The 20,054-nt window shown below is 67.2% G+C and carries 19 protein-coding genes and 1 tRNA gene; 12 read left to right on the plus strand and 8 right to left on the minus strand.

Annotated features, from left to right (window positions below; genetic code table 11):
* Positions 1-75: 75 nt before the first annotated feature.
* On the plus strand, positions 76-366 hold the full coding sequence (locus BLV63_RS06365; protein WP_074784093.1) for a hypothetical protein: 291 nt from the start codon (positions 76-78) through the stop codon (positions 364-366).
* A 53-nt stretch (positions 367-419) separates the two neighbouring features.
* On the opposite strand, the gene cpaB is transcribed toward BLV63_RS06365, so the two are convergent.
* The 3 genes from cpaB to BLV63_RS06380 all read right to left on the minus strand — a co-directional run bounded on the left by cpaB (position 420) and on the right by BLV63_RS06380 (position 2,221).
* Positions 420-1,103 carry a Flp pilus assembly protein CpaB gene (gene cpaB, locus BLV63_RS06370; RefSeq protein WP_174521243.1) on the minus strand — a complete coding sequence of 228 codons (684 nt, stop codon included), beginning with the start codon at positions 1,101-1,103 and terminating at the stop codon, positions 420-422.
* Between the two features lie 115 nt (positions 1,104-1,218).
* A complete protein-coding gene (locus tag BLV63_RS06375; protein WP_066211371.1) occupies positions 1,219-1,482 on the minus strand; it encodes an FmdB family zinc ribbon protein in 264 nt (87 codons plus the stop codon).
* Between the two features lie 100 nt (positions 1,483-1,582).
* Positions 1,583-2,221, minus strand: coding sequence for a 5-formyltetrahydrofolate cyclo-ligase (locus BLV63_RS06380; protein WP_066211369.1), 639 nt, complete (start codon positions 2,219-2,221; stop codon positions 1,583-1,585).
* 73 nt (positions 2,222-2,294) lie between these two features.
* Between BLV63_RS06380 and galU the strand changes: the two genes are divergently transcribed.
* The 5 genes from galU to BLV63_RS06405 all read left to right on the plus strand — a co-directional run bounded on the left by galU (position 2,295) and on the right by BLV63_RS06405 (position 9,657).
* On the plus strand, positions 2,295-3,191 hold the full coding sequence (gene galU / locus BLV63_RS06385) for a UTP--glucose-1-phosphate uridylyltransferase GalU (protein ID WP_066211367.1): 897 nt from the start codon (positions 2,295-2,297) through the stop codon (positions 3,189-3,191).
* An 11-nt stretch (positions 3,192-3,202) separates the two neighbouring features.
* The gene (locus BLV63_RS06390) at positions 3,203-3,817 is read left to right on the plus strand and encodes a GNAT family N-acetyltransferase (RefSeq protein WP_066211366.1); all 615 of its coding nucleotides are present in this window, start codon (positions 3,203-3,205) and stop codon (positions 3,815-3,817) included.
* A gap of 101 nt (positions 3,818-3,918) precedes the next feature.
* The gene (locus BLV63_RS06395) at positions 3,919-4,815 is read left to right on the plus strand and encodes an ICP22 family protein (RefSeq protein ID WP_074784096.1); all 897 of its coding nucleotides are present in this window, start codon (positions 3,919-3,921) and stop codon (positions 4,813-4,815) included.
* Between the two features lie 70 nt (positions 4,816-4,885).
* Positions 4,886-4,958: transfer RNA gene (locus BLV63_RS06400), tRNA-Ala, on the plus strand.
* Between the two features lie 529 nt (positions 4,959-5,487).
* Complete coding sequence (locus tag BLV63_RS06405) at positions 5,488-9,657, plus strand: SdrD B-like domain-containing protein (RefSeq protein WP_169795498.1); 4,170 nt, start codon at positions 5,488-5,490, stop codon at positions 9,655-9,657.
* A gap of 158 nt (positions 9,658-9,815) precedes the next feature.
* Here BLV63_RS06405 and corA read toward each other — a convergent pair whose 3' ends face one another.
* On the minus strand, positions 9,816-10,811 hold the full coding sequence (gene corA / locus BLV63_RS06410) for a magnesium/cobalt transporter CorA (RefSeq protein ID WP_066211362.1): 996 nt from the start codon (positions 10,809-10,811) through the stop codon (positions 9,816-9,818).
* Between the two features lie 7 nt (positions 10,812-10,818).
* Positions 10,819-11,334 (minus strand): Lrp/AsnC family transcriptional regulator, encoded by a 516-nt coding sequence (locus tag BLV63_RS06415; RefSeq protein WP_066211360.1) that lies wholly within the window; start codon positions 11,332-11,334, stop codon positions 10,819-10,821.
* Positions 11,335-11,505: 171 nt separating this feature from the next.
* Here BLV63_RS06415 and BLV63_RS06420 point away from each other — a divergent pair, with 171 nt between their 5' ends.
* Positions 11,506-12,738 carry an MFS transporter gene (locus BLV63_RS06420; protein WP_066211359.1) on the plus strand — a complete coding sequence of 411 codons (1,233 nt, stop codon included), beginning with the start codon at positions 11,506-11,508 and terminating at the stop codon, positions 12,736-12,738.
* Positions 12,739-12,799: 61 nt separating this feature from the next.
* On the opposite strand, the gene BLV63_RS06425 is transcribed toward BLV63_RS06420, so the two are convergent.
* Together BLV63_RS06425 and BLV63_RS06430 are read right to left on the minus strand one after the other, a co-directional pair.
* Positions 12,800-13,303 (minus strand): Lrp/AsnC family transcriptional regulator, encoded by a 504-nt coding sequence (locus BLV63_RS06425; protein ID WP_066211357.1) that lies wholly within the window; start codon positions 13,301-13,303, stop codon positions 12,800-12,802.
* 62 nt (positions 13,304-13,365) lie between these two features.
* Entirely contained in the window at positions 13,366-14,418 is a 1,053-nt protein-coding gene (locus tag BLV63_RS06430) for a nitronate monooxygenase (RefSeq protein ID WP_066211355.1), read from the minus strand.
* Between the two features lie 29 nt (positions 14,419-14,447).
* On the opposite strand from BLV63_RS06430, the gene BLV63_RS06435 reads away from it, so the two are divergent.
* The 4 genes from BLV63_RS06435 (at position 14,448) to BLV63_RS06450 (ending at position 17,037) form a co-directional block, all read left to right on the plus strand.
* Entirely contained in the window at positions 14,448-15,371 is a 924-nt protein-coding gene (locus BLV63_RS06435) for an N-acetylglucosamine kinase (RefSeq protein ID WP_066211353.1), read from the plus strand.
* 79 nt (positions 15,372-15,450) lie between these two features.
* A complete protein-coding gene (locus BLV63_RS06440; protein WP_066211351.1) occupies positions 15,451-15,852 on the plus strand; it encodes a hypothetical protein in 402 nt (133 codons plus the stop codon).
* Positions 15,853-16,009: 157 nt separating this feature from the next.
* Positions 16,010-16,231 (plus strand): antitoxin VbhA family protein, encoded by a 222-nt coding sequence (locus BLV63_RS06445; protein WP_066211349.1) that lies wholly within the window; start codon positions 16,010-16,012, stop codon positions 16,229-16,231.
* Positions 16,231-17,037, plus strand: a complete 807-nt coding sequence (locus BLV63_RS06450; protein WP_082724022.1) for a Fic/DOC family protein — start codon at positions 16,231-16,233, stop codon at positions 17,035-17,037. The genes BLV63_RS06445 and BLV63_RS06450 overlap by 1 nt, the downstream gene beginning before the upstream one ends.
* An 18-nt stretch (positions 17,038-17,055) precedes the next feature.
* On the opposite strand, the gene BLV63_RS06455 is transcribed toward BLV63_RS06450, so the two are convergent.
* Entirely contained in the window at positions 17,056-18,096 is a 1,041-nt protein-coding gene (locus tag BLV63_RS06455; RefSeq protein WP_066211344.1) for a pirin family protein, read from the minus strand.
* A gap of 103 nt (positions 18,097-18,199) precedes the next feature.
* Between BLV63_RS06455 and BLV63_RS06460 the strand changes: the two genes are divergently transcribed.
* Positions 18,200-20,023 (plus strand): glycoside hydrolase family 35 protein, encoded by a 1,824-nt coding sequence (locus tag BLV63_RS06460; protein ID WP_066211342.1) that lies wholly within the window; start codon positions 18,200-18,202, stop codon positions 20,021-20,023.
* The last annotated feature ends 31 nt before the right edge of the window (positions 20,024-20,054 follow it).

Genomic DNA, 20,054 nt, shown 5'->3' on the forward strand with positions numbered 1-20,054 from the left:
GGGCCGCGCACTGCCGCGGACGACGCCTCCGGCGTCGGCCGGAAGCGTCGGGGCTCACGCCGGGCCACCGTCCAGGTGACGCGGCTGGACGTGGCCGTCGGGCAGTCCATGGTGCTGCCGGCGCCGGGGAAGGTCCCAGGGAACCCATCATCGTCCGCGGCAGGCGGGAGTCCGACGGCACAGCCCACCGGAGCTGCCGAGCCCACGGCCGCACCCTCACCGGAGGCCCGTCAGCGAAGCGGTCTTCCGCAGGGCATTCTGCCGGACAAGGCCGCGGAAGACCTTGACGGCGTCTGGGGCGGATCGGCGGGGAATCCGGAGCGGGACGACTGGCTCAAGGAACAGCGGCCGCCGCACTGGGACTGACCGCAGACCGGGCGGACCAGGCGATGCGACGACGGGTGTCGCGCCAGGCGGTGTCATCGGACCAGCACGAACGACAGGCGCCCCTGACGCTGGACGCCGGCCAACGACCTGGACTGCGCGGACGTCGCGCCCACCACCACGAGACCCGGCGACTCGTCCCCTCCGAGCCAGGAGCCGGAATTTTTGTCCCCTTGCCCGATCCAGAGGACCGTGACCTGGGATGCGAGAACCTGAGGACCTGGGTCTCCGGCTGTCGGTGTTTCCGGCCCTGATGCGGGACTGAGGATCACGTCGATGAGCTGACCTGGGCTCAGAATCCGCAGCGAAGAGGGATCGGACATCCGCAGTGGCACCGCCGTGGTGCCGGGTGGGGTTCCGGTGAGGAGACCGGGACCGGTCAGCGAGGTGTCATCGAGCACCTGACCGCGGCGCAGGGGAGTGGCCAGCCGTCGTCCGAGCAGTGGCGTGGGATCGCGGTAGCTGCCTTCGGGAACCGCTTGTGGTGGGAGCTGCACCGTCGTCAGCTGGTGCCGGTCCAACGTGGCGCCGGCGGGAAGGTCCGCCGAGGCCGCCACCACCGAAGTCCGGGCTGCGGGCTCCGGCGTGAGCTGGTACACCGTGAGACTGGCTGCCGTGGCAAGGCCGGCCGCCGCGAGGAAGCGGCGGTGGCGCATGGTCCAGGAACGGACTCGATCCGTGGTGGATGTGCGGCGCGGGCCGGACGATGGATTCCTCATACCTTGAGGCTAGGGAGCGACCGGACTCCCGAAGGTGCTGATGCCGTCTATGTGGACAGCCGAGGCGCCATTCTGGCCTCCCCCTGTGGAGGAGACCAGAAGGGCGCGGATCGGATCAGTTGCCGCCGCTCGCGGGCGTCGCCGCGGGAGCGGGTGAGCTGGACGCGGTCGAGGCGGCCGGCACGGTGCTCTGCGAAGAGGAACCGCGGGAGTCGGTGCGGTAGAAGCCGGAGCCCTTGAAGACCACTCCGACACTGTTGAACTTCTTGCGCAGCGTTCCGCCGCACTCGGGGCACGTGGTCAGGGAGTTGTCACTGAAAGACTGGACGATCTCGAAATCGTGGCCGCAGTCCTTGCAGGCATACGCATAAGTCGGCACGGATTCTCCTCAGTTCTCTGGGTCCTGAACGGATACGGATTAGCACTGTCAGGTTCCGAGTGCCAATTCTATCAAAGAGGTCAACGCCCGGACGGTGGAATCACTTCCCGAAGGACCGCCACTGCTGCTCCGTCACCACGGCATCCACGGGACGGTCGAGCGGCCCGACGGCGAACGAACCCTCCGGGACGAACTCCGAGTCGAAGACCAGAGCGGCCAGGGGCACGTCGTGCCCGGTGTCCGCCAGGGTCGCCAGGAACCGGTCGTAGTAGCCGCCGCCCTGCCCCAGCCGGTTTCCCGCCGCGTCCACAGCGGTGGCAGGAAGGAACATCACGTCCAGCCCGGGGCCGTCCGCGGCGAACAGCTCCTGGAAGCCGAGCCCTGGACCGACGGGTTCGTCGACCGGGGCGAGCGTGCTCCGCCGGACTTCGATGCCCGGATGCCAGCGGACCCACTCCATGAGGTGCCCGGGAAGACAGACCGGGACCAGGACCGTGCAGCCTCGCTCCCGGAGGGCCCCGAGGAGGGCCAGGGTGGGCGGTTCGAGGGCGGCGTTCAGGTAGCAGGCGACGCTGGGGGCGGACGACACGTCCGCGGGCAGTGCCGTGCTGAGCCAGGCCATCGCCTGCGCCCCGAAGGACCCGCTCAGCCGGGCGGCGTCGTCGTCGGTGCGGAGAGCGGCGTCCGCGCGACGCCGGGTGCGCTGGACGGTCCGGAATTCCGCTTTGTCTGCTGGCATGGGCTGAACCGTCATTCTGTCGCAGGAAAAGTCGGGAGGAGGGAGTGGTGACTGTATCGGCTAGATTAGTCCTGTGACCGAACAGAAGCAGATCCGTAAAGCCGTCATCCCGGCCGCCGGCCTGGGAACCCGATTCCTGCCGGCCACGAAGGCCATGCCCAAGGAAATGCTGCCGGTGGTGGACAAACCGGCCATTCAATATGTGGTGGAAGAAGCATCCAGCGTCGGTCTGGACGACATTCTGATGATCACCGGCCGCAGCAAGCGGGCCCTGGAGGACCACTTCGACCGTGTCCCGTCGCTCGAAGCGACGCTGGAGGCGAAGGGCGACGCCCGCAAGCTCTCCGCGATCCAGGAGTCCACGAACCTCGCCGACATCCACTATCTCCGCCAGGGCGACCCCCTCGGTCTGGGCCACGCGGTGCTGCGTGCCCAGCAGCACGTGGGCCAGGAACCGTTCGCGGTGCTGCTCGGCGACGACCTGATCGATGCCCGCGACGAGCTGCTCTCCACCATGATGAAGGTCCAGCAGAAGACCGGCGGATCCGTGATCGCCCTCATCGAGGTCGAGCCGGACAAGATCAGCGCCTACGGCTGCGCCGACATCTCCCCGGTGGAAGGCGAGGACTTCGTCCGGGTCAGCCAGCTGGTCGAGAAGCCGTCCGTCGAAGAGGCCCCGTCCAACCTGGCCGTGATCGGCCGTTATGTGCTGCACCCCGCCGTGTTCGACGTGCTCGCCCACACCGAGCCCGGCCGGGGTGGCGAGATCCAGCTGACCGACGCCCTCCAGACGCTCGCCGCCGGCGAAGGCGAGGGCTACGGAGTCTACGGCGTGGTCTTCCGCGGCCGCCGGTACGACACCGGCGACAAGCTGAGCTACCTCAAGGCCGTCATCCAGCTGGCATCGGAAAGTGAGGACCTCGGTCCTGACCTCCGCACCTGGCTTGGCGAGTTCACCTCCGCTCTCTGACGCCGCCGCCGGTGCGTCAGGTTCCGTACTGGCCCGTCACCCTGGAACACGGTGACATCGTCCTGAGGCCCATCCGCCAGAAGGACCGTGTCGAGTGGACGACGGTCCGTCAGCGCAACAAGGACTGGCTGCAGCCCTGGGAGGCGAGCAACCCGAATCCGGGCGGCCGCCTGCCCAGTTACCGCGAGATGGTCAGCTCGCTGCGGACTCAGGCGCGCCAGGGCAGTGCTCTGCCGTTCGTGATCACCGAGCGCAGGCCTGGCCTGGCGGCCCCCGCGATCGTCGGTCAGCTGACCGTCTCCAACATCATGTGGGGCTCCGCCATGATGGCGAGCATCGGGTACTGGGTCGATCAGGACCGGGCCGGGCGGGGCATCGTGCCGACCGCGGTCGCCCTCGCCACGGATTTCTGTTTCGAGGAACTCGGTCTGCACCGGATGGAGATCAACATCCGTCCGGAGAACACGCCGAGCCTGCGCGTGGTGGAGAAGCTCGGTTTCCGCCCGGAAGGGCTGCGACCGGCGTTTCTCCACATCAACGGCGAATGGGCGGATCATCTCAGCTTCGCGTTGACAGCCGATGAAGTCCCCGGCGGTGTCCTGAACCGCTGGCTCACCAGCAGATGAGTCACCGGCGCCGTCATTTCCCGGCGAGTTGGGCGACACACTAGGTCAAATGGTCAGGCGTGTGGTGAGCACCCCCTAACGTGAAGACTGTGGATTTCCCCATGAGCAGCTCAGTGGTCCTGGTGGCTGCTGTCGCGTTCTGGCTCCTGGGGATCGCTCCGTCACTTCTGAAGCGCCGCGTCCGGGTCAGGACCGTGGAACCAGAGGGGGAGGGGCGTCCCGTTTCCTTGCCGGTGGCAAGGATCGGGCCCACCGTGACAGTGCAGGACGGCAGCGAGGAGGAAGAGACCGTGCCCATGGAGAATCCAGGCCAGCAGGATCTCTCGGAGAACCCTGTCCGCCGTCCCACGATCAAGACCGGCCGGGCAGCGCTTGCACTGCTGGGCGCCGTCTCCCTGGTGGCCGTTCCGGTGACGGCCGTCCTCACCCTGTTCTCGGTCGTGGCGCCGAGCGCCCCGTTGCTGTGCCTTTTCGTGACCGTGGCGTGCGTCGCGGTCCTGCGGCAGCTGGCCAAGCGTGATCGTCTGCGGCGGGTGGACCGCGCGTTCCAGGATGCGATGTCCTCGTCGTCCGTCCCGACGCGCGACGTCGCCGTGGAGCGTCCGCTGTCATCGCCCAGCGAGCCTTTCGACGGTTCCCCCGCGGAGCCGGTCAAGGAGGCCGAGGAGCCGCCGCTGACGGCGGCTGAGCTGCGTCAGGCGGCCCTCGCCGTCGCGCGGGAGATCGGTGACTCCGAGGCGGAAGCCGATGCGACGTGGGAACCCGTCGATGTCCCGAAGCCTCTGTACGTCGATGCGCCGCGTGCGGAGCGTCCCGCTCCGGAGCCGCTCGACCTGCCCGAGGCCCCCAAGCCCGAGGGCAAGCCGATCATCAAGGACGCGCTCAAGCCGGATCTCGCGCAGGCCGTTCAGGCCGGCGCGGCGAACGTCGCCGTGGTGGGACAGGGCCAGTCGGCCCTGCGGAATCTGGACGCGATCCTGCAGCGCCGGAGGGCCTGAGCACCGCGTTTTTGAACTTGCGGCTGTTTCTTTGTAGTCTGATCCAGTTGGTTCCCGCGAGAGCGGGTCCGGGGCTATAGCTCAGTTGGTAGAGCGCTTCGTTCGCATCGAAGAGGTCAGGAGTTCGAATCTCCTTAGCTCCACAGTTTCACCGAAGGCCCCTCCTGTTCGGGAGGGGCCTTCAGTCGTTTGAGGGCGCCGATGCGGCGAGCACGGGCCCCTCGACGTGCAGAGGCACGACGGCCGGGGCCGGGTATTCAGTCCATGTTTCCCAGCTTTCTTTCAGTTGACAAAGAAATCGTGTAGCGTTGCGACTGCATATGTCCTACATATGTATTAGTTGTCGGTTTCTGCCTCTCCACCTCGGTTCGCCCCAGGTCCGAAGAGCGACCTAGAGCCGTACTCACAGGAGAAAATACGATGCAAACAGGCTTATTGAGGAGGACTGTCTCCACGACCCTGAGTGCGACGCTGGCACTGGCTGGATTGACGGGGATGGCAGGCCTGCAGCTTGCCAATCCCACGCGGGCCGATGCCGCGGAGCAGAACGGGTATGTCTTCAATGACGCGTGGCAGATTCAGGACCCCGGATCTCAGAACACGCAATACACTCCAGGCGGTCAGAGTGCCGCGACCCACGCAACGAGTTCGTTCCCTCTGAGGACGGGCGCCGTGAGCGTTGACGCTCTGTTCACGGCGAACAGTTCTCAGCTGCCCGGAACGAACTTTCTGACCAACGGAGCCAATCAAGGCGCCTACGGCGCGGGCGCTTCGATGCTGGCCGGGTCGCCGGACCCCGCGAGCATTCCGGCGCTGGGCATTCTCTCGAACAGTTCTACTTGCGGGGGAGACCTCGGAACTGCGGCCCACCAGAATTTCGACGCGGTATGCGCCAACACTGGCACTTTGACGTTGAAGTTCTCCCAAGCAGTGACGGATCCGACCCTGGACATCACCGGCATCGGCGGGACTGCTTTGGCCCACCAGGAGCAGCAGGGCGGATACCAGTACGCGCGCGGTTCGTTCAACAACACGCGGTGGAACATCCTCACGCCGGGCATCGCATTTTCGCAGCTGACTGCGGGCGCCACGAACTTGCAGATCAGCAACGGTGGCACCCGTCTGCAGGAGAACAATCGCAACGGCAACGGCTTCTGCAACAACAATGCGACGACCAATCCGGGGACGAAGTACCAGTCTCCGTCCATGGACTATGCGGGCTGTGGATCCGTCACGCTTCAGGGGACCTTCTCGGAAGTCACCTTCCAGATCGATGCGCAGGCGACTCCCTGGTCGATGTTCCCTGCCGCGCAGTACGGCACAGGATCAGAGCTTTTCCAGAACGATGGCACGCAGTATGCCGATGGAATCAATGGGCTCAATGCCGTGAACAGCGAGAAGGTCCTGCTGCCGCAGAACCTGACCACCTCGACGAACTCGGATCTGCAGCGCATTTCCCTTCGTCTGCCCCAGACCGGTTCCCTCGGGGACCGGGTGTGGCGGGATACAAATGGTGATGGCATCCAGAGTGACGGCGAGCCGGGGGTTCAGGGAGTGACGGTCCAACTGCTGGATGGTGACGCAAACCCCGTCAAGGACGCCAACGGCAATCCGATCACGACCACGACGGATGCGAACGGCAACTACAAGTTCACCGACCTCCCCTTCGGCGCGTACAAGGTGACCTTCACTGACCTGCCCGCAGATACGGCCTTCACCAAGGCCAACGCCGGTTCCGACGACGCAGTCGACTCCGACGCCGACCCCGCAACGGGAGTGACTGACGCCGTGACGCTGACGAGCACGGCCCCGGAGAACCTGACACTCGACGCCGGGATCGTTCCCGTGGGTTCGCTGGGCGACAAGGTCTGGCGGGACACGAACGGTGACGGCATTCAGGATCCGAACGAGCCTGGTGTCGCAGACGTGAAGGTTGAGCTGCTGGACAAGGACGGCAATCCCGTCAAGGACGCCGACGGAAACCCGATCACCACCACGACTGATGCCAACGGCAACTACAAGTTCAGCAACCTCTCACTCGGTGATTACAAGGTGAAGTTCGATCTCCCGGAGAACACGGCCTTCACCAAGGCCAACGCCGGTTCTGACGACGCAGTCGACTCCGACGCGGACCCCGTTACGGGGGTGTCCGATGTGGTCAGCCTGACTCTGGAGAATCCCAGCAACATGACGGTCGACGCCGGCATCGTCCGCCTCGGTTCGCTGGGTGACAAGGTCTGGCGTGACGACAATGGCGACGGCATCCAGGATCCAAACGAACCTGGTGTCGCCGGGGTAAAGGTGGAGTTGCTGGACAAGGACGGCAACCCCGTCAAGGACGCCAACGGCAACCCCATCACCACGACGACCGATGCGAACGGCAACTACAAGTTCAGCAACCTCCCGCTCGGCGATTACAAGGTGAAGTTCGATCTCCCGCCGGACAGCAAGTTCACGACTGCGAATGCCGGTTCTGACGATGCCGCAGACTCTGACGCGGATCAGACCACTGGTGTGACGGACGTGGTGAGCCTGACGGACAGCGCGCCGGACAACATGACCGTCGACGCCGGCATCGTGCCGGTGGGTTCGCTGGGCGACAAGGTGTGGCGTGACGATAACGGTGATGGCATCCAGGATCCGAATGAGCCGGGCATTTCCGGTGTGAAGGTGGAGCTGCTGGATAAGGATGGCAACCCGGTTAAGGATGCCAACGGCAATCCCGTCACGACGACCACGGATGCGAACGGGAATTACCTGTTCACGGATCTGCCGATGGGTGATTACAAGGTCAAGGTCGATCTTCCGGCCGGGACCAAGGCCACCACCGCCGGTGCGGGCGATGACCGGGGCAAGGACTCCAACATCGATGCGAACGGTGTCTCCGACGTCGTCTCGTTGACCCCGGAGAACCCGAACCGTCGCGATGTGGACGCCGGTGTTGTTCCGTTGGGTTCGCTGGGCGATAAGGTCTGGCGTGATGACAACGGTGATGGCATCCAGGATCCGAATGAGCCGGGTGTCTCCGGGGTGAAGGTGGAGTTGCTGGATAAGGACGGCAATCCCGTCAAGGACGCCAACGGCGACCCCATCACCACGGTCACGGATAAGGACGGGAATTACCTGTTCACGGATCTGCCGATGGGTGACTACAAGGTCAAGGTCGATCTTCCGGCCGGGACCAAGGCCACCACTGCCGGCGCCGGTTCCGACCGGGGCAAGGACTCCAACATCGATCCGAGCGGTGTCTCCGACACGGTTTCTCTGACTCCGGAGAACCCGAACCGTCGTGATGTCGATGCCGGTATCGTGCCTCTGGGTTCGTTGGGCGACAAGGTCTGGCGCGATGACAACGGTGACGGCGTGCAGGGTGACAATGAGCCCGGGATTTCCGGTGTGAAGGTGGAGCTGCTGGACAAGGACGGCAACCCCGTCAAGGACGCCAACGGCAACCCGATCACCACCACGACCGACAAAGACGGGAACTACAAGTTCAGCAACCTCCCGCTCGGCGATTACAAGGTCAAGTTCGACCTTCCGCCGGACAGCAAGTTCACCACGAAGGGCGCTGGAAGTGACCAGGCGAAGGACTCCAATCCTGATGCTGCCACCGGCGTGACGGACGTGGTGAGCCTCACCGCTGACGCCCCGGACAACATGACCGTCGACGCCGGCATCGTGCCGGTGGGTTCGCTGGGCGACAAAGTGTGGCGCGATGACAACGGCGACGGCATCCAGGATCCGAACGAGCCGGGCATTTCCGGGGTGAAGGTGGAGCTGCTGGACAAGGACGGCAACCCCGTCAAGGACGCCAACGGCAACCCCATCACGACGACCACGGATGCGAACGGGAATTACCTGTTCACGGATCTGCCGATGGGTGACTACAAGGTCAAGGTCGACCTGCCGGCCGGGACCAAGGCCACCACCGCCGGTGCGGGTGATGACCGGGGCAAGGATTCCAATATCGATGCCAACGGTGTCTCCGACGTCGTCTCACTGACTCCGGAGAACCCGAACCGCCGTGACATCGACGGCGGCATCGTGATCCTTCCGGCGGCCAAGGACGACCAGTCGCTGAACAACAAGCAGGGCACCGTTGTCACCGTTCCGGCGCTCAAGAACGACAAGGGTGATCTGGACCCGTCCACCGTGAAGATCACGGACAAGGACGGGAAGCCGGTGAGCAGCCTCGTCGTTCCGGGTGAAGGAACGTGGACGGTCGACCCGAACACCGGTGACATCACCTTCGCTCCGGAGAAGGGTTTCACCGGAAACCCCACGCCGGTGAACTACACCGTGAAGGATCTCAACGGGAACGAGACGGGTGCCAAGGTCACCATCACGTACGTTCAGCCGATCCCGCCGTCGGCGAGTGACGACCAGTCGCTCGACAACAAGCCCGGCAGCACGGTCAAGGTTCCGGTACTGGGCAACGACAAGGGCAATCTGGTTCCGTCCTCAGTGAAGATCATCGATCCGGGCACTGGCAATCCTGTGGACAAGCTCGTTGTCCCGGGAGAAGGTTCCTGGACGGTCGATCCGCAGACGGGTGACATCACCTTCACGCCGGAGAAGGGCTTCGAAGGTAACCCGACCCCGATCCAGTACCTGGTGAAGGACGTGGACGGCAACGAAGTCCGCGCCAAGGTGACGGTGACGTACTCGGCCACTGAGCCAGGCCAGCCGGGTAACCCGGCAGGTCCCGGTGCCCCGGAGAACCCGGGTGGGGACCTGGCGTACACCGGTGCGAACATCGGATCCGGCGTCATTGCACTGGGAGCGCTTCTGTTCCTCGGTGGCGCGGGTCTGCTGATCATCCGCCGACGCCGTCAGCACTGACACTGCTGCGGCAATCGAAGGCCCCGTCACTCCTGATCCGGAGTGACGGGGCCTTCGGGCGTCTGGAACTGAAATGACTGTGCGCCTCTCGGCTCACCGGTGCCCCCAGGGCGCTCTCCGCGGGCGTTACGCGGAGGTGAGGTCGCCGGCGTCGTGCCCTACATCCAGCCCTTTTTCTTGAAGATCAGATACAGCAGCGCGGCGAGGGCTACCATCATGCATACGGCGAGCGGATAGCCGAAGGCCCATTCGAGTTCCGGCATCTCGCGGAAGTTCATGCCGTAGATGCCGGCCACGATGGACGGGGCGAAGAAGATGGCCGCCCAGCCGGAGATCTTCTTGACCTGTTCGTTCTGAGCGAGGGTCACCTCGTTCATCCGGTTCGCCGTCAGGGTGCCGTCCAGGGTGAGGGCGTTCTGGAGGATTTCCCGGAAGGAGTTCACCCGGGCGATCACGGACGCGACGTGATCACGGACGTCCCGCAGATTGCGCTGCAGTTCCACGTTGACCTGGTACTTCGTGAAGCCGCGTTCCAGGACCTCCATCATGTCCGGGAGCGGCTGGATGGCACGCTGGAACTGGATCACTTCTCGGGTGAGTTCGTAGATGCGCCGGGACACCGTGGAATCGCCCGCGAAGAGCTGGTCCTCGATCTCGTCGATGTCGTTCTCCAGGCCGGCCACCACGGGGGAGTAGTCGTCCACCACCTTGTCGAGCAGGGCGTACAGCACGGCCTCCGGGCCCATGCTGAGCAGTTCGGGATTGTCCTCCAGGCGCTTCCGGACGGCGGCGACTCCCTGGGTCTCGGCGTGACGGATGGTCACCACGAAGTCCGGACCGGTGAAGATGTGGAGCTCGCCGAACTCCACGGTCTCGGTGGAGTCGATGTACCGGGCCGGGCGGAGCACGGTGAACAGCGTGGAGTCGTACCGTTCCAGTTTGGGACGCTGATGCGCGGTGACGGCGTCTTCGACGGCCAGCGGGTGGAGTCCGAACTCCACCGCGATGTCCTTCATGTCCTCCTGGCTCGGACGGTACAGGCCGAGCCAGGCCATCCCGCCGGTCTCCTCCATGCACTCGCTGGTCTGCAGCACGGACTGCGGTTCGAGAATCCGGCGGCCGTCCACGTAGACGGCGTTGTCGATGATCGTCACGGCTTCATTATGGATGAGCGGAGGCCTGGGCGCGCGCTGCGCGGGCATTCTCCTGCACATCCAGGGCCCGGCTGAGCAGCGGTTCGGTGCGGTAGGCGATGTGGGTGTGGAGGGCCAGGACGGTCTCGGTCCTGATCACGCCCTTGATGCGGACCACCTGGCGGAGCGCGGACTGGAGCTGGTGGGTGTCCGTGGCGGTGAGCCGGACCCAGAGATCGCCACGGCCCGAGATCTCGTGCACCTCCAGCACTTGCGGGATGAGCCTGAGGGCGGCGATGACGGAGTCCAGCTCGCGGTGGGTCACTTCGATCGTGACGAACGCGACGACGTCGTATCCCACCGCTTCGAGGTCGATCTCCCGGCCGCCTCCGGTCAGCACGCCGGAGCGCTGCAGGCGCCGCAGCCGCGCCTGCGCGGTGTTGCGGGCGATGCCCAGGACTTCACTGAGTTCGCTGACCTGGATCCGCGGCTCGCGGACGAGCTCCAGCAGGATCTTCAGATCGGTGGCATCGAGATTGTTCAATTGCGCACTCCAGCTCAAGAGACGGCAAATCTGTTGAATGTTTTGCGCAATTTTCTCTGCGCACACTGATCGATAGTACGGGAATGCCTCATGATCTGAACAGGCCTCGACCCAGGGCCTGAGAGCTTCGTGACGGCACACCCACCGTCCATAGCCGCGAGGAAGATCCCGATGACCGTCATCAGTGAACTGCGTATGCGCCCGGCCGCCCGTGAATGGGGCTGGGAAGCGTCCACCACGGCCCGCCTGGTGCTGTCCGGCGTGGTCATCTTCGTGCTCCTGGTCGGAGCCAATCTGGCCACCCCGCTCTACCCCTCGCTGCAGGCCGAGCTCGCCCTGGGGCCTTTCGGCACCACCGTCGCCTTCTCCAGTTACGTGATCGCCCTCGTGGCCACCCTCGTGCTCGCCGGCCACTGGTCCGATCACATCGGACGCCGCGCCGCACTGGTGGTCTCCGTGGTGGTGGGTCTCGCCGGCACCGCCGTGTTCGGCCTGGCCCAGAATCTGCTGATGCTGTGCGGTGGACGGGTGCTCCAGGGCGTCTCGATCGCCCTCGCCACCGGCGCGAGCGCCGCGGCCCTGCGCGAACTCCTGCCGACCCGCCCGGAGTGGGCCTCCCGCTTCACTTTGCTCTCGTCCTCCGGCGGAGTCGCAGCCGGGCCCGCCATCGGCGGTCTGCTCGCGCTGCTGCCGGGCGGCCGGACCGCGCCGTTCATCGTCCAGATGGTCGTCCTGGCGCTCCTTCTCGTGCCGCTCTGGCTCATCAAGGCCCGGCCCGCCATCATGCGCGCCGAGCATGGCTTCGACCACCGGGCCCTCGCGCCGCGCCGCCTCGGCGTGCCGTCCCAGGCCCGCGGAGCGTTCTGGCTGGCGGCTCTGGTCGGGTTCCTCAGCTTCGCCATCTTCGGCTTCCAGCTCTCCCTGGCACCCGGGTTCTTCGCCCAGGGGATGCACCTCAGTTCGCTGCCCCTGGTGGGCGTCCTGGCAGGTCTCTCCCTCGGGGCTTCGGCCCTGAGCCAGCTCACCGGCTTCTCCGGTAAGGCGACCGTTCCCGTGGGCCTCGCGGTGCTGGGCCTTTCGATGCTCCTCACCGCCTGGGCCAGCAACACCTCCGCGCTGTGGCTGCTGGTGGTGGCGTCCGTGGCGGCCGGCTTCGGTCAGGGCCTGTCCTTCCGGACCGTCTTCAACCGCGCGGCGATGGCCGTGTCCCCGGATCAGCACGCGCAGATGGTGTCCACGGTGTACGTGGTGACGTACCTGGGGAGCGCGGTACCGGTGCTCGGCCTCGGCCTCGCCGCCGCGGTCTGGGGAATGACGACGGCGGTCACCGCCTTCGCGATCCTGGCCGCCGTGGCCGCGTTCCTCCTGGCTCTCGCGTCCCTGCGCGGTCCTCGCCGGGTCTGACGGTGGCAGGGAGCCTGGACGCCCACCACCCCGGTCTGGCCGGATTTCTGTCGGGCCGCCCTCAGCTGAGCAGGCCCGAGTTCCCGTCCATGTGCTCGAACACCAGGGTGGTTTCGGTGTGTCCCACCACCGGGTCGGTCGCGAGGTTGTCCAGCACCCAGTCGCGGAGTTCCTCCGTGGTGCCCACGGCGATGTGCAGCAGGTAGTCCACTGAGCCGGAGGTGTGGAACGTGGACAGCACGGCGGGAAGCCGAGGGACCCGCGCCGTGAACTGATCGATCTGATCGCGGTCGTGCGCCCGGAGCCGGACGGCGATCAGCGCTTGGACGCTGCGGCCGATCGAGGCGAGATTGAGCTCGGCCGTGAAGGACTTGATGATGCCGCGATCCTGAAGGGTCCGGGTCCGCATCAGCGCCGTGGAGGGTGCGATGCCCACGTCCTCGGCAAGCTGCTTGTTGGAGATGCGGGCGTCCTCCGAAAGAATCCGGATGATTTTCCGGTCCACGTCGTCCAGGGTTTCGCCGTTGGCGCCTGGATTGCGAAGATTCTTCGCTGAATCGGCCATTGTTCCTCCGCTTCGAATGTCACTACATGATACGGCGGGGCGGCGATTCGCGAAATGCCGGATCAGCGCTCGGATGCGGCCGCGAGGAACGGCGCCAGAACCTCCTGCAGCGGGGCGGTGCTCGCCTGCCGCCAGCCGGTGCCGGCCCAGAGGTTCACCCCGTCCGCCAGGCCTTGCCGTGCGGCCTCGGCGCGCAGCGGCGCGGTGAGGTGGTGGATGGCGGGGTACGCGTCCGGGGCCAGGGCGTCGTACTCCCGGAGGAAGGCGTTCTCGAGGCTGCGGGCCCGTCGCCCAGTGAAGGCTCTCGTCATGCGGGTCGCGACGAAGCGGGGGTCGCCCAGGGCGTCCTTGTGGACGGGGCGTGCCCCGGACTCGGGCGTCCGCAGCAGTGCGGTGCCGAGCTGCACCGCGGAGGCTCCGGCGTCATAGGCCGCACGGGCGTCGGCGGGCGACATGATGCCGCCCGCGGCGATGAGCGGCAGGGGGATGTGCCGGGCCAGTGCGGCGACGAGGGCCGCGGCGTCGTCGGTCGCAGGCGGTTCGCCCGGGAGGAAGCGGCCCGAATGACCGCCAGCGCTCTCGTGCTGGACCACCAGGGCGTCGACGCCGAGAGCGAGCGCCGCCTCGGCCTCCGCGCGGTGGGTCACCGTCGCCCAGAGGCGAGTGCCGCCGGCCTGGAGCGCCTGGGCGTCCTCGGCGGACGGGAGGCCGAAGGTGAAACTGACCACCGGCGCCGGGTGCTCTAGCAGCAGGCGGATCTTTGCGGGGTAGTCGTCATCGTCGTCGAGGACCGGCTCGGGCACCGCGACCCCCAGACGGTCCGCCCAGGGACGCAGGGCTTCCGCGTAGTCGCGCACGGCCTGCGGGTCGACGGGCGCGGAGTCCGGAACGAACAGGTTCACTCCGAACGGGGCTCCGCCCAGCACGGCGGAACGCGCCTTGATCTCCTCGAGCTGTGCGCCGAGCTCTGCGGCACTCCGGTAGCCGGCGGCGACGAATCCCATGGCGCCGGCTTCCAGCGCGGCACTCACGAAAGCCGTGCTGCTGGCGCCTCCCGCCATGGGCGCTGCCATCACACGGGACGGCAGCGGCATGCCGTCGTGGGTTCCTGACATGGGGTTTCCTCCTGCGTACCCTTGGAGTCGTGACTACTCCAAGCCATCCTGCCACCGAGCTGCCCGAGACCGCCTCCCACGAAGCCGTGGCCATCGACATCGGGGGCACGAAGACCCGCGGCGTGCTGCTGCGGAACGGTCTGATCGCGGGTGATCTGACGGTGGGCAGCGCCAATGTGCAGAACGTCAGCGTGGACGCCGCTCAGCAGGCTTTCGCCGAGCTGTTCGCGGGCCTCGCCCCGACGGCCGTGGCCCGCGTGGTGGTGGGCGCGGGAGGCGTCGACACCGAGCAGGACAAGCACGCCCTCGCGTCCCTCATCCAGCCGCACGTCCCGGGCGCGCACATCACCGTGGTGCACGACTCCGCACTCCTGCTGGCCGCCGCGGGGGCGACAGCCGGCGTCGCTGTCATCGCCGGGACCGGCACTGCGGCCTGGGGCCGCGACACCTCGGGACGGGAATCCCGCTTCGGCGGCTGGGGCTACCTGCTGGGCGACGAGGGCAGTGGTTACTGGCTGAGCCGCGAGGCCGTGCGCCACTCGCTGCGCCGCTTCAATTCCGGTCTGGAAGCCGACGCGCTCGCGCTGGCCCTGTGCGAGTCGGCCGGAGCGCCCGACGTCGCCGGGCTGATCGCCGCTTTCCATCACCCTGACAAGGGCCGCCGCTACTGGGCGGAGCGGAGCCGCGTGGTGGTGGACGCAGCGCGGGGTGGCAACGAAGGGGCCAAGGACATCCTGCGCCGCGCCGCTGACGAACTCACGACCCTTGCTCTCGGCGTCCTGGACAATCTGGGCATCGAAGGACCCGTAGTGCTCGGCGGCGGTCTGGGTCAGCACGTCCCGGAGATCTCGGTCCCGTTCCGCGAGGGCCTGGCCGCCCGCGGCCACCACGACGTCCGGGTGCTCGATCAGGAGCCGGTGTTCGGAGCGGTCGCGCTGCTCACGGCCGGGTAAGGGCCTTCTGCCGGTTGGTCCTGGTGGTTTGGGCGCGCCCGCGCCGTCCAAGCCGGAGCGGGGCTGCTACAACTGACGCATGGGGTGGTTCGGCCGATGGCTCGGTGATGGTGTGGAGGACTGGCCCCGCGACCCCTTTCTGGATCCGTTCCGGGATGCCGTGTGGCAGCTGTTGAAGGATGGCCGCGTCGAAGGGTGGGTGACGACGTCGGTCGCCCCGATGCGGGCTCTGCCCGCCTTCTGGCTCCGGCAGGAGCAGATGTGGAGCCAGGTGCATTGGGCCGATGGCCGCCGCGAGTTCCTGGAAGAGGACTACGACCCCTGGGTGACCGTCAGCGAACTTCTCGAGGGCCACTTCACCGCCGGCGCCTCCCGATTCGAACGCGATGAAACCTACGATGCGGTGCGGGTCACGGGCGCCGAACGGAACCGGCTCTGGGAGGAACTGGACCACGGAGTGGAACCGAGCGCGCGGGGCTGAACCGGACATCGCGGGTTCACTCGCCATGATTCAGTGCCACGTGCGGCAGCACCGGAACTCGTGAGTCATCCCGACACCAGAACGTCCCGAAACATCCTGTTCTCCGTTGTCGGTGTCACGGCGTACCTTGTGGGTAGGACCCGAAGAGGAGCACGTGATGGAAGACCAGCGATTGAAGGCCAGGGAGCGGTGGCCCGAGGCTTTCGAAGGCCTGAGCGCACTGCAGACGCATGCCTTGGAGCAGGCCCTCGTGTCCTCCTGGCACGAGGGAGTCGAACCGACGACGGACCTCGTCCGGGACATCGCGGCCCGCGCCCGGAGCGAGATCAGCTTCGATGAGTTCAAACACCGGGTGCTGCGGCGCGCCGGCGTTCAGTGATGGATGTTTTGCCCGGCCCGGATGCCGTTGCGCAGGAGGACTACGTCTATCCGGAGACCTATGACCCGGCCACGGGCCGTGCGGTGCTCCGGAACCTCCACGGGATCCGGGATCACGCCACCCTTGCCACAGTCGAGTCGGAACTCGCGACCGCGCGGTTCCGGCAACTGCTGCAGGGCGTGGTCCGGATACCGATCGAACCGGACACTTCGTATCTGCAGGACGTCCACCGGCACCTGTTCCAGGACACCTACGCATGGGCCGGTGAGCTGCGGACCGTGAACCTCACCCTGGGGGAGTGGGTGTTCCCCGACAAGAACCTGCTGAGAACCCATCTCCGCCCTCTCCTGTGCACGGCGGCCACCACGGACTGGCGCAGGATCGATCACGACGGCTTCGCCCGTATGGCGTCTATCCTCTTCGCGGGGCTCAACCACGTGCGGCCTTTCCGCACGGGCAATGGGCGGATGATCATGGCCGTCCTGCATGAGATCTCGACCCTCAGCAGGTTCGAGTTCGACTTCGATCGGGTGGGACGGCGCACCTGGGACGCCATGGCGCGGGCGACGCTGCCCGCCCGGGGTGAGTTCATGCCGCGGGCGACGGAGGCGGTGGCCGTCTTCCGGGCTGCCTCGGTGAGCCGCACCACTCCTGTTCCGAACCGTACCGTCCAGGCGATGCGCGAGATCTCACGCAGGAGCACCTCCGGTCCCTTCACCAGCCCGGAGGCCCTCAGGGCGCGGCGTGACGAGGCGGAGCACCGGCGGTACCACGGCTACGGCGAGGACAGGCCCGGAGAGGGATGACCTCGACGACGGCGCGCTTCAGCGGCGCCGCACGCGCGGCCTGAGCGTCACGCCGGGCAGCGGTGGCGCGGGGATGTGCCCGACTTCCGCCTGTGCCTCGGCGGTCGCGCCTCCCTGGTGCCCGGCGACCCAGCCGAAGCGTGACCCGGCGATCTCCGTGGGTGTGGGCTCGACGCCGTCGTCCGTGTAGAGGACTCCACTGGCCTCCCAGTCGTCCCGGGCCTGCACGATCTCCTCGTGGTTGCGGCCCACGAAGTTCCACCACATGAGGAGGTCCTCGCCGAGCGGTTCGCCGCCCAGGAGGAAGAAGCGGGCGCCGGGTCCGGCGTCGACGGTCAGGCTCGTGCGCTGCCCGCCGAGGTAGAGCAGCGGACCCGGCTCGAGGGACTGCCCTTCGACGCTCAGGGTGCCGTCGATGACCAGCAGCGCATGCTCGAAGCCCGGATCCAGCGGGATCACCACGGAGCCCGCGGCGTCCACCTGAGCCCCGACCAGAGGACTGAACGCGCTCGCAGGGGAGCTGACGCCCGCGAGTGACCCCATCACGACGGTGGCCTCCCAGCCCTCACCCGTGGCGACGGGCAGGTCCTGGTGCTGCTCGAAGGCGGGTTCGCGGTGCCGGTGCTCCTCCGGCAGGGCCACCCAGAACTGGAGCCCTTCCTGGACCGGGATCTCGTCGCCCTCCACGCAGGTGAACTCGGAGTGGGCGATCCCGCGCCCGGCCGTCATCAGATTGAGCTCCCCGGGGCGGACGGTCACGTCGCTGCCGAGGCTGTCCCGGTGGCGGATCTCGCCCTTGAGCGGCCAAGTGACGGTCTGCAGCCCGATGTGCGGGTGAGGCAGCACGGTCATGGCGACACGGCCAGGGCCGAAGCGGTCCAGGAAGCACCAGGCCCCGATGGTGGGAAGGTCTTTGAGGGGGAGCGTCCGCTGGACCGTGATGGCGCGGATCCCCCCGAGGGGCACCGCGCGTTCTGGCCAGACTTCGAGGCACGGTTCCGGCACGGTGGTCCGGGCCGGGCAGGCCTGCTGATCCGGGGACGGGTCGAGGTTGGTCACAGCGCCACTCTACGCCGCCGGAGAGGCTCGGACAGCTGGCTCATCTGTGCGTAATTGTTTATTTTGTATCGATTAAGTGTGCTGCCGCTTCTAGACTGATGGCATGCCCACTCCGATTCTCAGCTACCGCGATGCCCGCCTCTTCAAGGGCGACCGCGAGCACCGCATCCTGGCCGGCGCCATCCACTATTTCCGCGTTCACCCCGAGCTGTGGGAGGACCGTCTGACCCGTCTGAAGGCGATGGGCGCGAACACCGTGGACACGTATGTCGCCTGGAACTTCCACCAGGAGCGGCGTGAGGACGCCCCCGACTTCAGTGGCTGGCGGGATCTGGGCCGCTTCATCGACCTGGCGGGTGATCTGGGCCTGGACGTGATCGTGCGCCCTGGACCCTACATCTGCGCCGAATGGGACAACGGCGGGTTCCCCTCCTGGCTGACCGGGACCCCCGACATCATGCTCCGCTCCACCGACCCGCGCTTCACCGGACCGGTCGGCGAGTGGCTCGACCACCTGGTCCCCGTCATCGCGAGCCGGCAGGCGGCGGAAGGCGGGCCCGTCGTCGCGGTCCAGGTCGAGAACGAATACGGCAGCTACGGGGACTCCGCCGCGTACATCCGGTGGAGCGCCGAAGCGCTGCGGGAACGGGGCATCACCGAACTGCTCTTCACCGCGGACGGCGGCAGCGACTACTACCTCGACGGCGGCGCCGTCCCGGAGATCTGGGCCACCGCCACACTGGGCTCCCGTGGCGCTGAGGCTATCGACGTGTGGAAGCGACGCCGGCCCACCGAACCCTTCTTCAACGTCGAGTTCTGGGGCGGCTGGTTCGACCACTGGGGCGAGGCTCACCATGTGCGGCCGGGCAGTGAGGCGGCCGCGGAGATCCGCACGATGCTCGACGCCGGCGGCTCCCTCTGCGTCTACATGGCCCATGGCGGGACGAACTTCGGGCTCGGGGCCGGTGCGAACGAGGACGGCGGCATCCAGCCGACCGTGACGAGCTACGACTCCGACGCCCCGATCGCGGAGAACGGCGCTCTCACCGAGAAGTTCCACGCCATCCGCGCCGAGTTCCTGCGCGCCCAGGGGCTGGCCGAAGACGAGTGGCCGGCCCTCCCGGCAGCCCTGCTGGAGCCGGCGGCCGTGCTGCCCGCGCGCACTCTGGAGCTGTCCCCGGCGCGCCTGCCGCTGCTGGATTCCTTGCGGGCGGGGCTCGACTCCGCCGTCGCGGCCGGGGAGCACCACCCGAGCGAGCGGCCGCTGAGCTTCGAGGAGATCGGCCAGCACCACGGCCTGCTCTTCCACCGTGCGACGGCGGTCCTGCCGGGCCGCGAGGACGCTCCCCAGGAGTGCCTCCTCAAGCTTCCGGAGCTCCACGACCGCGCTCAGATCTGGGTGGACGGCGAGCCGGTGGGCATCCTGGACGATACGACCGGCACCGCGGGTCTGGCCGTGCAGGGGCACGGGCGTGAAGTGGTCCTGGAGATCCTGGTCGAGAACCTGGGCCGCATCAACTACGGCCCCTACACCGGCCAGCGCAAGGGCCTGCTGGGCGGGGTCCTCATCAACCAGCGCTTCACCCTCGGCTGGGAGCACCTGGTGGTCGACCCGACCCGGTTCGGCGCGGAGGATCTGGCCGGGCTGGCGACGGCCGCATTCGAGGCGGACGCCCCGGCGGACACGTACCTCGCGCTGCCCGGCTCGACCAAGGGCTTCGTCTGGGTCAACGGATTCCTGCTGGGCCGGTACTGGGAGATCGGGCCGCAGGAGACCCTGTACGTGCCGGCGCCGCTTGTGAAGGCCGGCCGCAACACGGTGCACGTGCTGGAGCTGGGCGTCAGCGGCGGAACGGTGGAACTCCGGGAGGCTCCGCAACTCGGGGCCACCCGCGTGGACGTCCTCACGGAGGCCGAACTCGCCTGAGCTGCGTGGCCAGGGACGGAGCAGGGCCGCG

Source organism: Arthrobacter woluwensis (assembly GCF_900105345.1).
Lineage (GTDB): Bacteria > Actinomycetota > Actinomycetes > Actinomycetales > Micrococcaceae > Arthrobacter_E > Arthrobacter_E woluwensis.

Bases quoted from the DNA above. Each gene is read 5' to 3' on its own strand.
- cpaB (WP_174521243.1), bottom strand. From the start codon at position 1,103: ATGAGGAATCCATCGTCCGGCCCGCGCCGCACATCCACCACGGATCGA.
- BLV63_RS06380 (WP_066211369.1), bottom strand. From the start codon at position 2,221: ATGCCAGCAGACAAAGCGGAATTCCGGACCGTCCAGCGCACCCGGCGT.
- BLV63_RS06395 (WP_074784096.1), top strand. From the start codon at position 3,919: ATGAGCAGCTCAGTGGTCCTGGTGGCTGCTGTCGCGTTCTGGCTCCTG.
- BLV63_RS06420 (WP_066211359.1), top strand. From the start codon at position 11,506: ATGACCGTCATCAGTGAACTGCGTATGCGCCCGGCCGCCCGTGAATGG.
- BLV63_RS06425 (WP_066211357.1), bottom strand. From the start codon at position 13,303: ATGGCCGATTCAGCGAAGAATCTTCGCAATCCAGGCGCCAACGGCGAA.
- BLV63_RS06430 (WP_066211355.1), bottom strand. From the start codon at position 14,418: ATGTCAGGAACCCACGACGGCATGCCGCTGCCGTCCCGTGTGATGGCA.
- BLV63_RS06440 (WP_066211351.1), top strand. From the start codon at position 15,451: ATGGGGTGGTTCGGCCGATGGCTCGGTGATGGTGTGGAGGACTGGCCC.
- BLV63_RS06445 (WP_066211349.1), top strand. From the start codon at position 16,010: ATGGAAGACCAGCGATTGAAGGCCAGGGAGCGGTGGCCCGAGGCTTTC.
- BLV63_RS06450 (WP_082724022.1), top strand. From the start codon at position 16,231: ATGGATGTTTTGCCCGGCCCGGATGCCGTTGCGCAGGAGGACTACGTC.
- BLV63_RS06460 (WP_066211342.1), top strand. From the start codon at position 18,200: ATGCCCACTCCGATTCTCAGCTACCGCGATGCCCGCCTCTTCAAGGGC.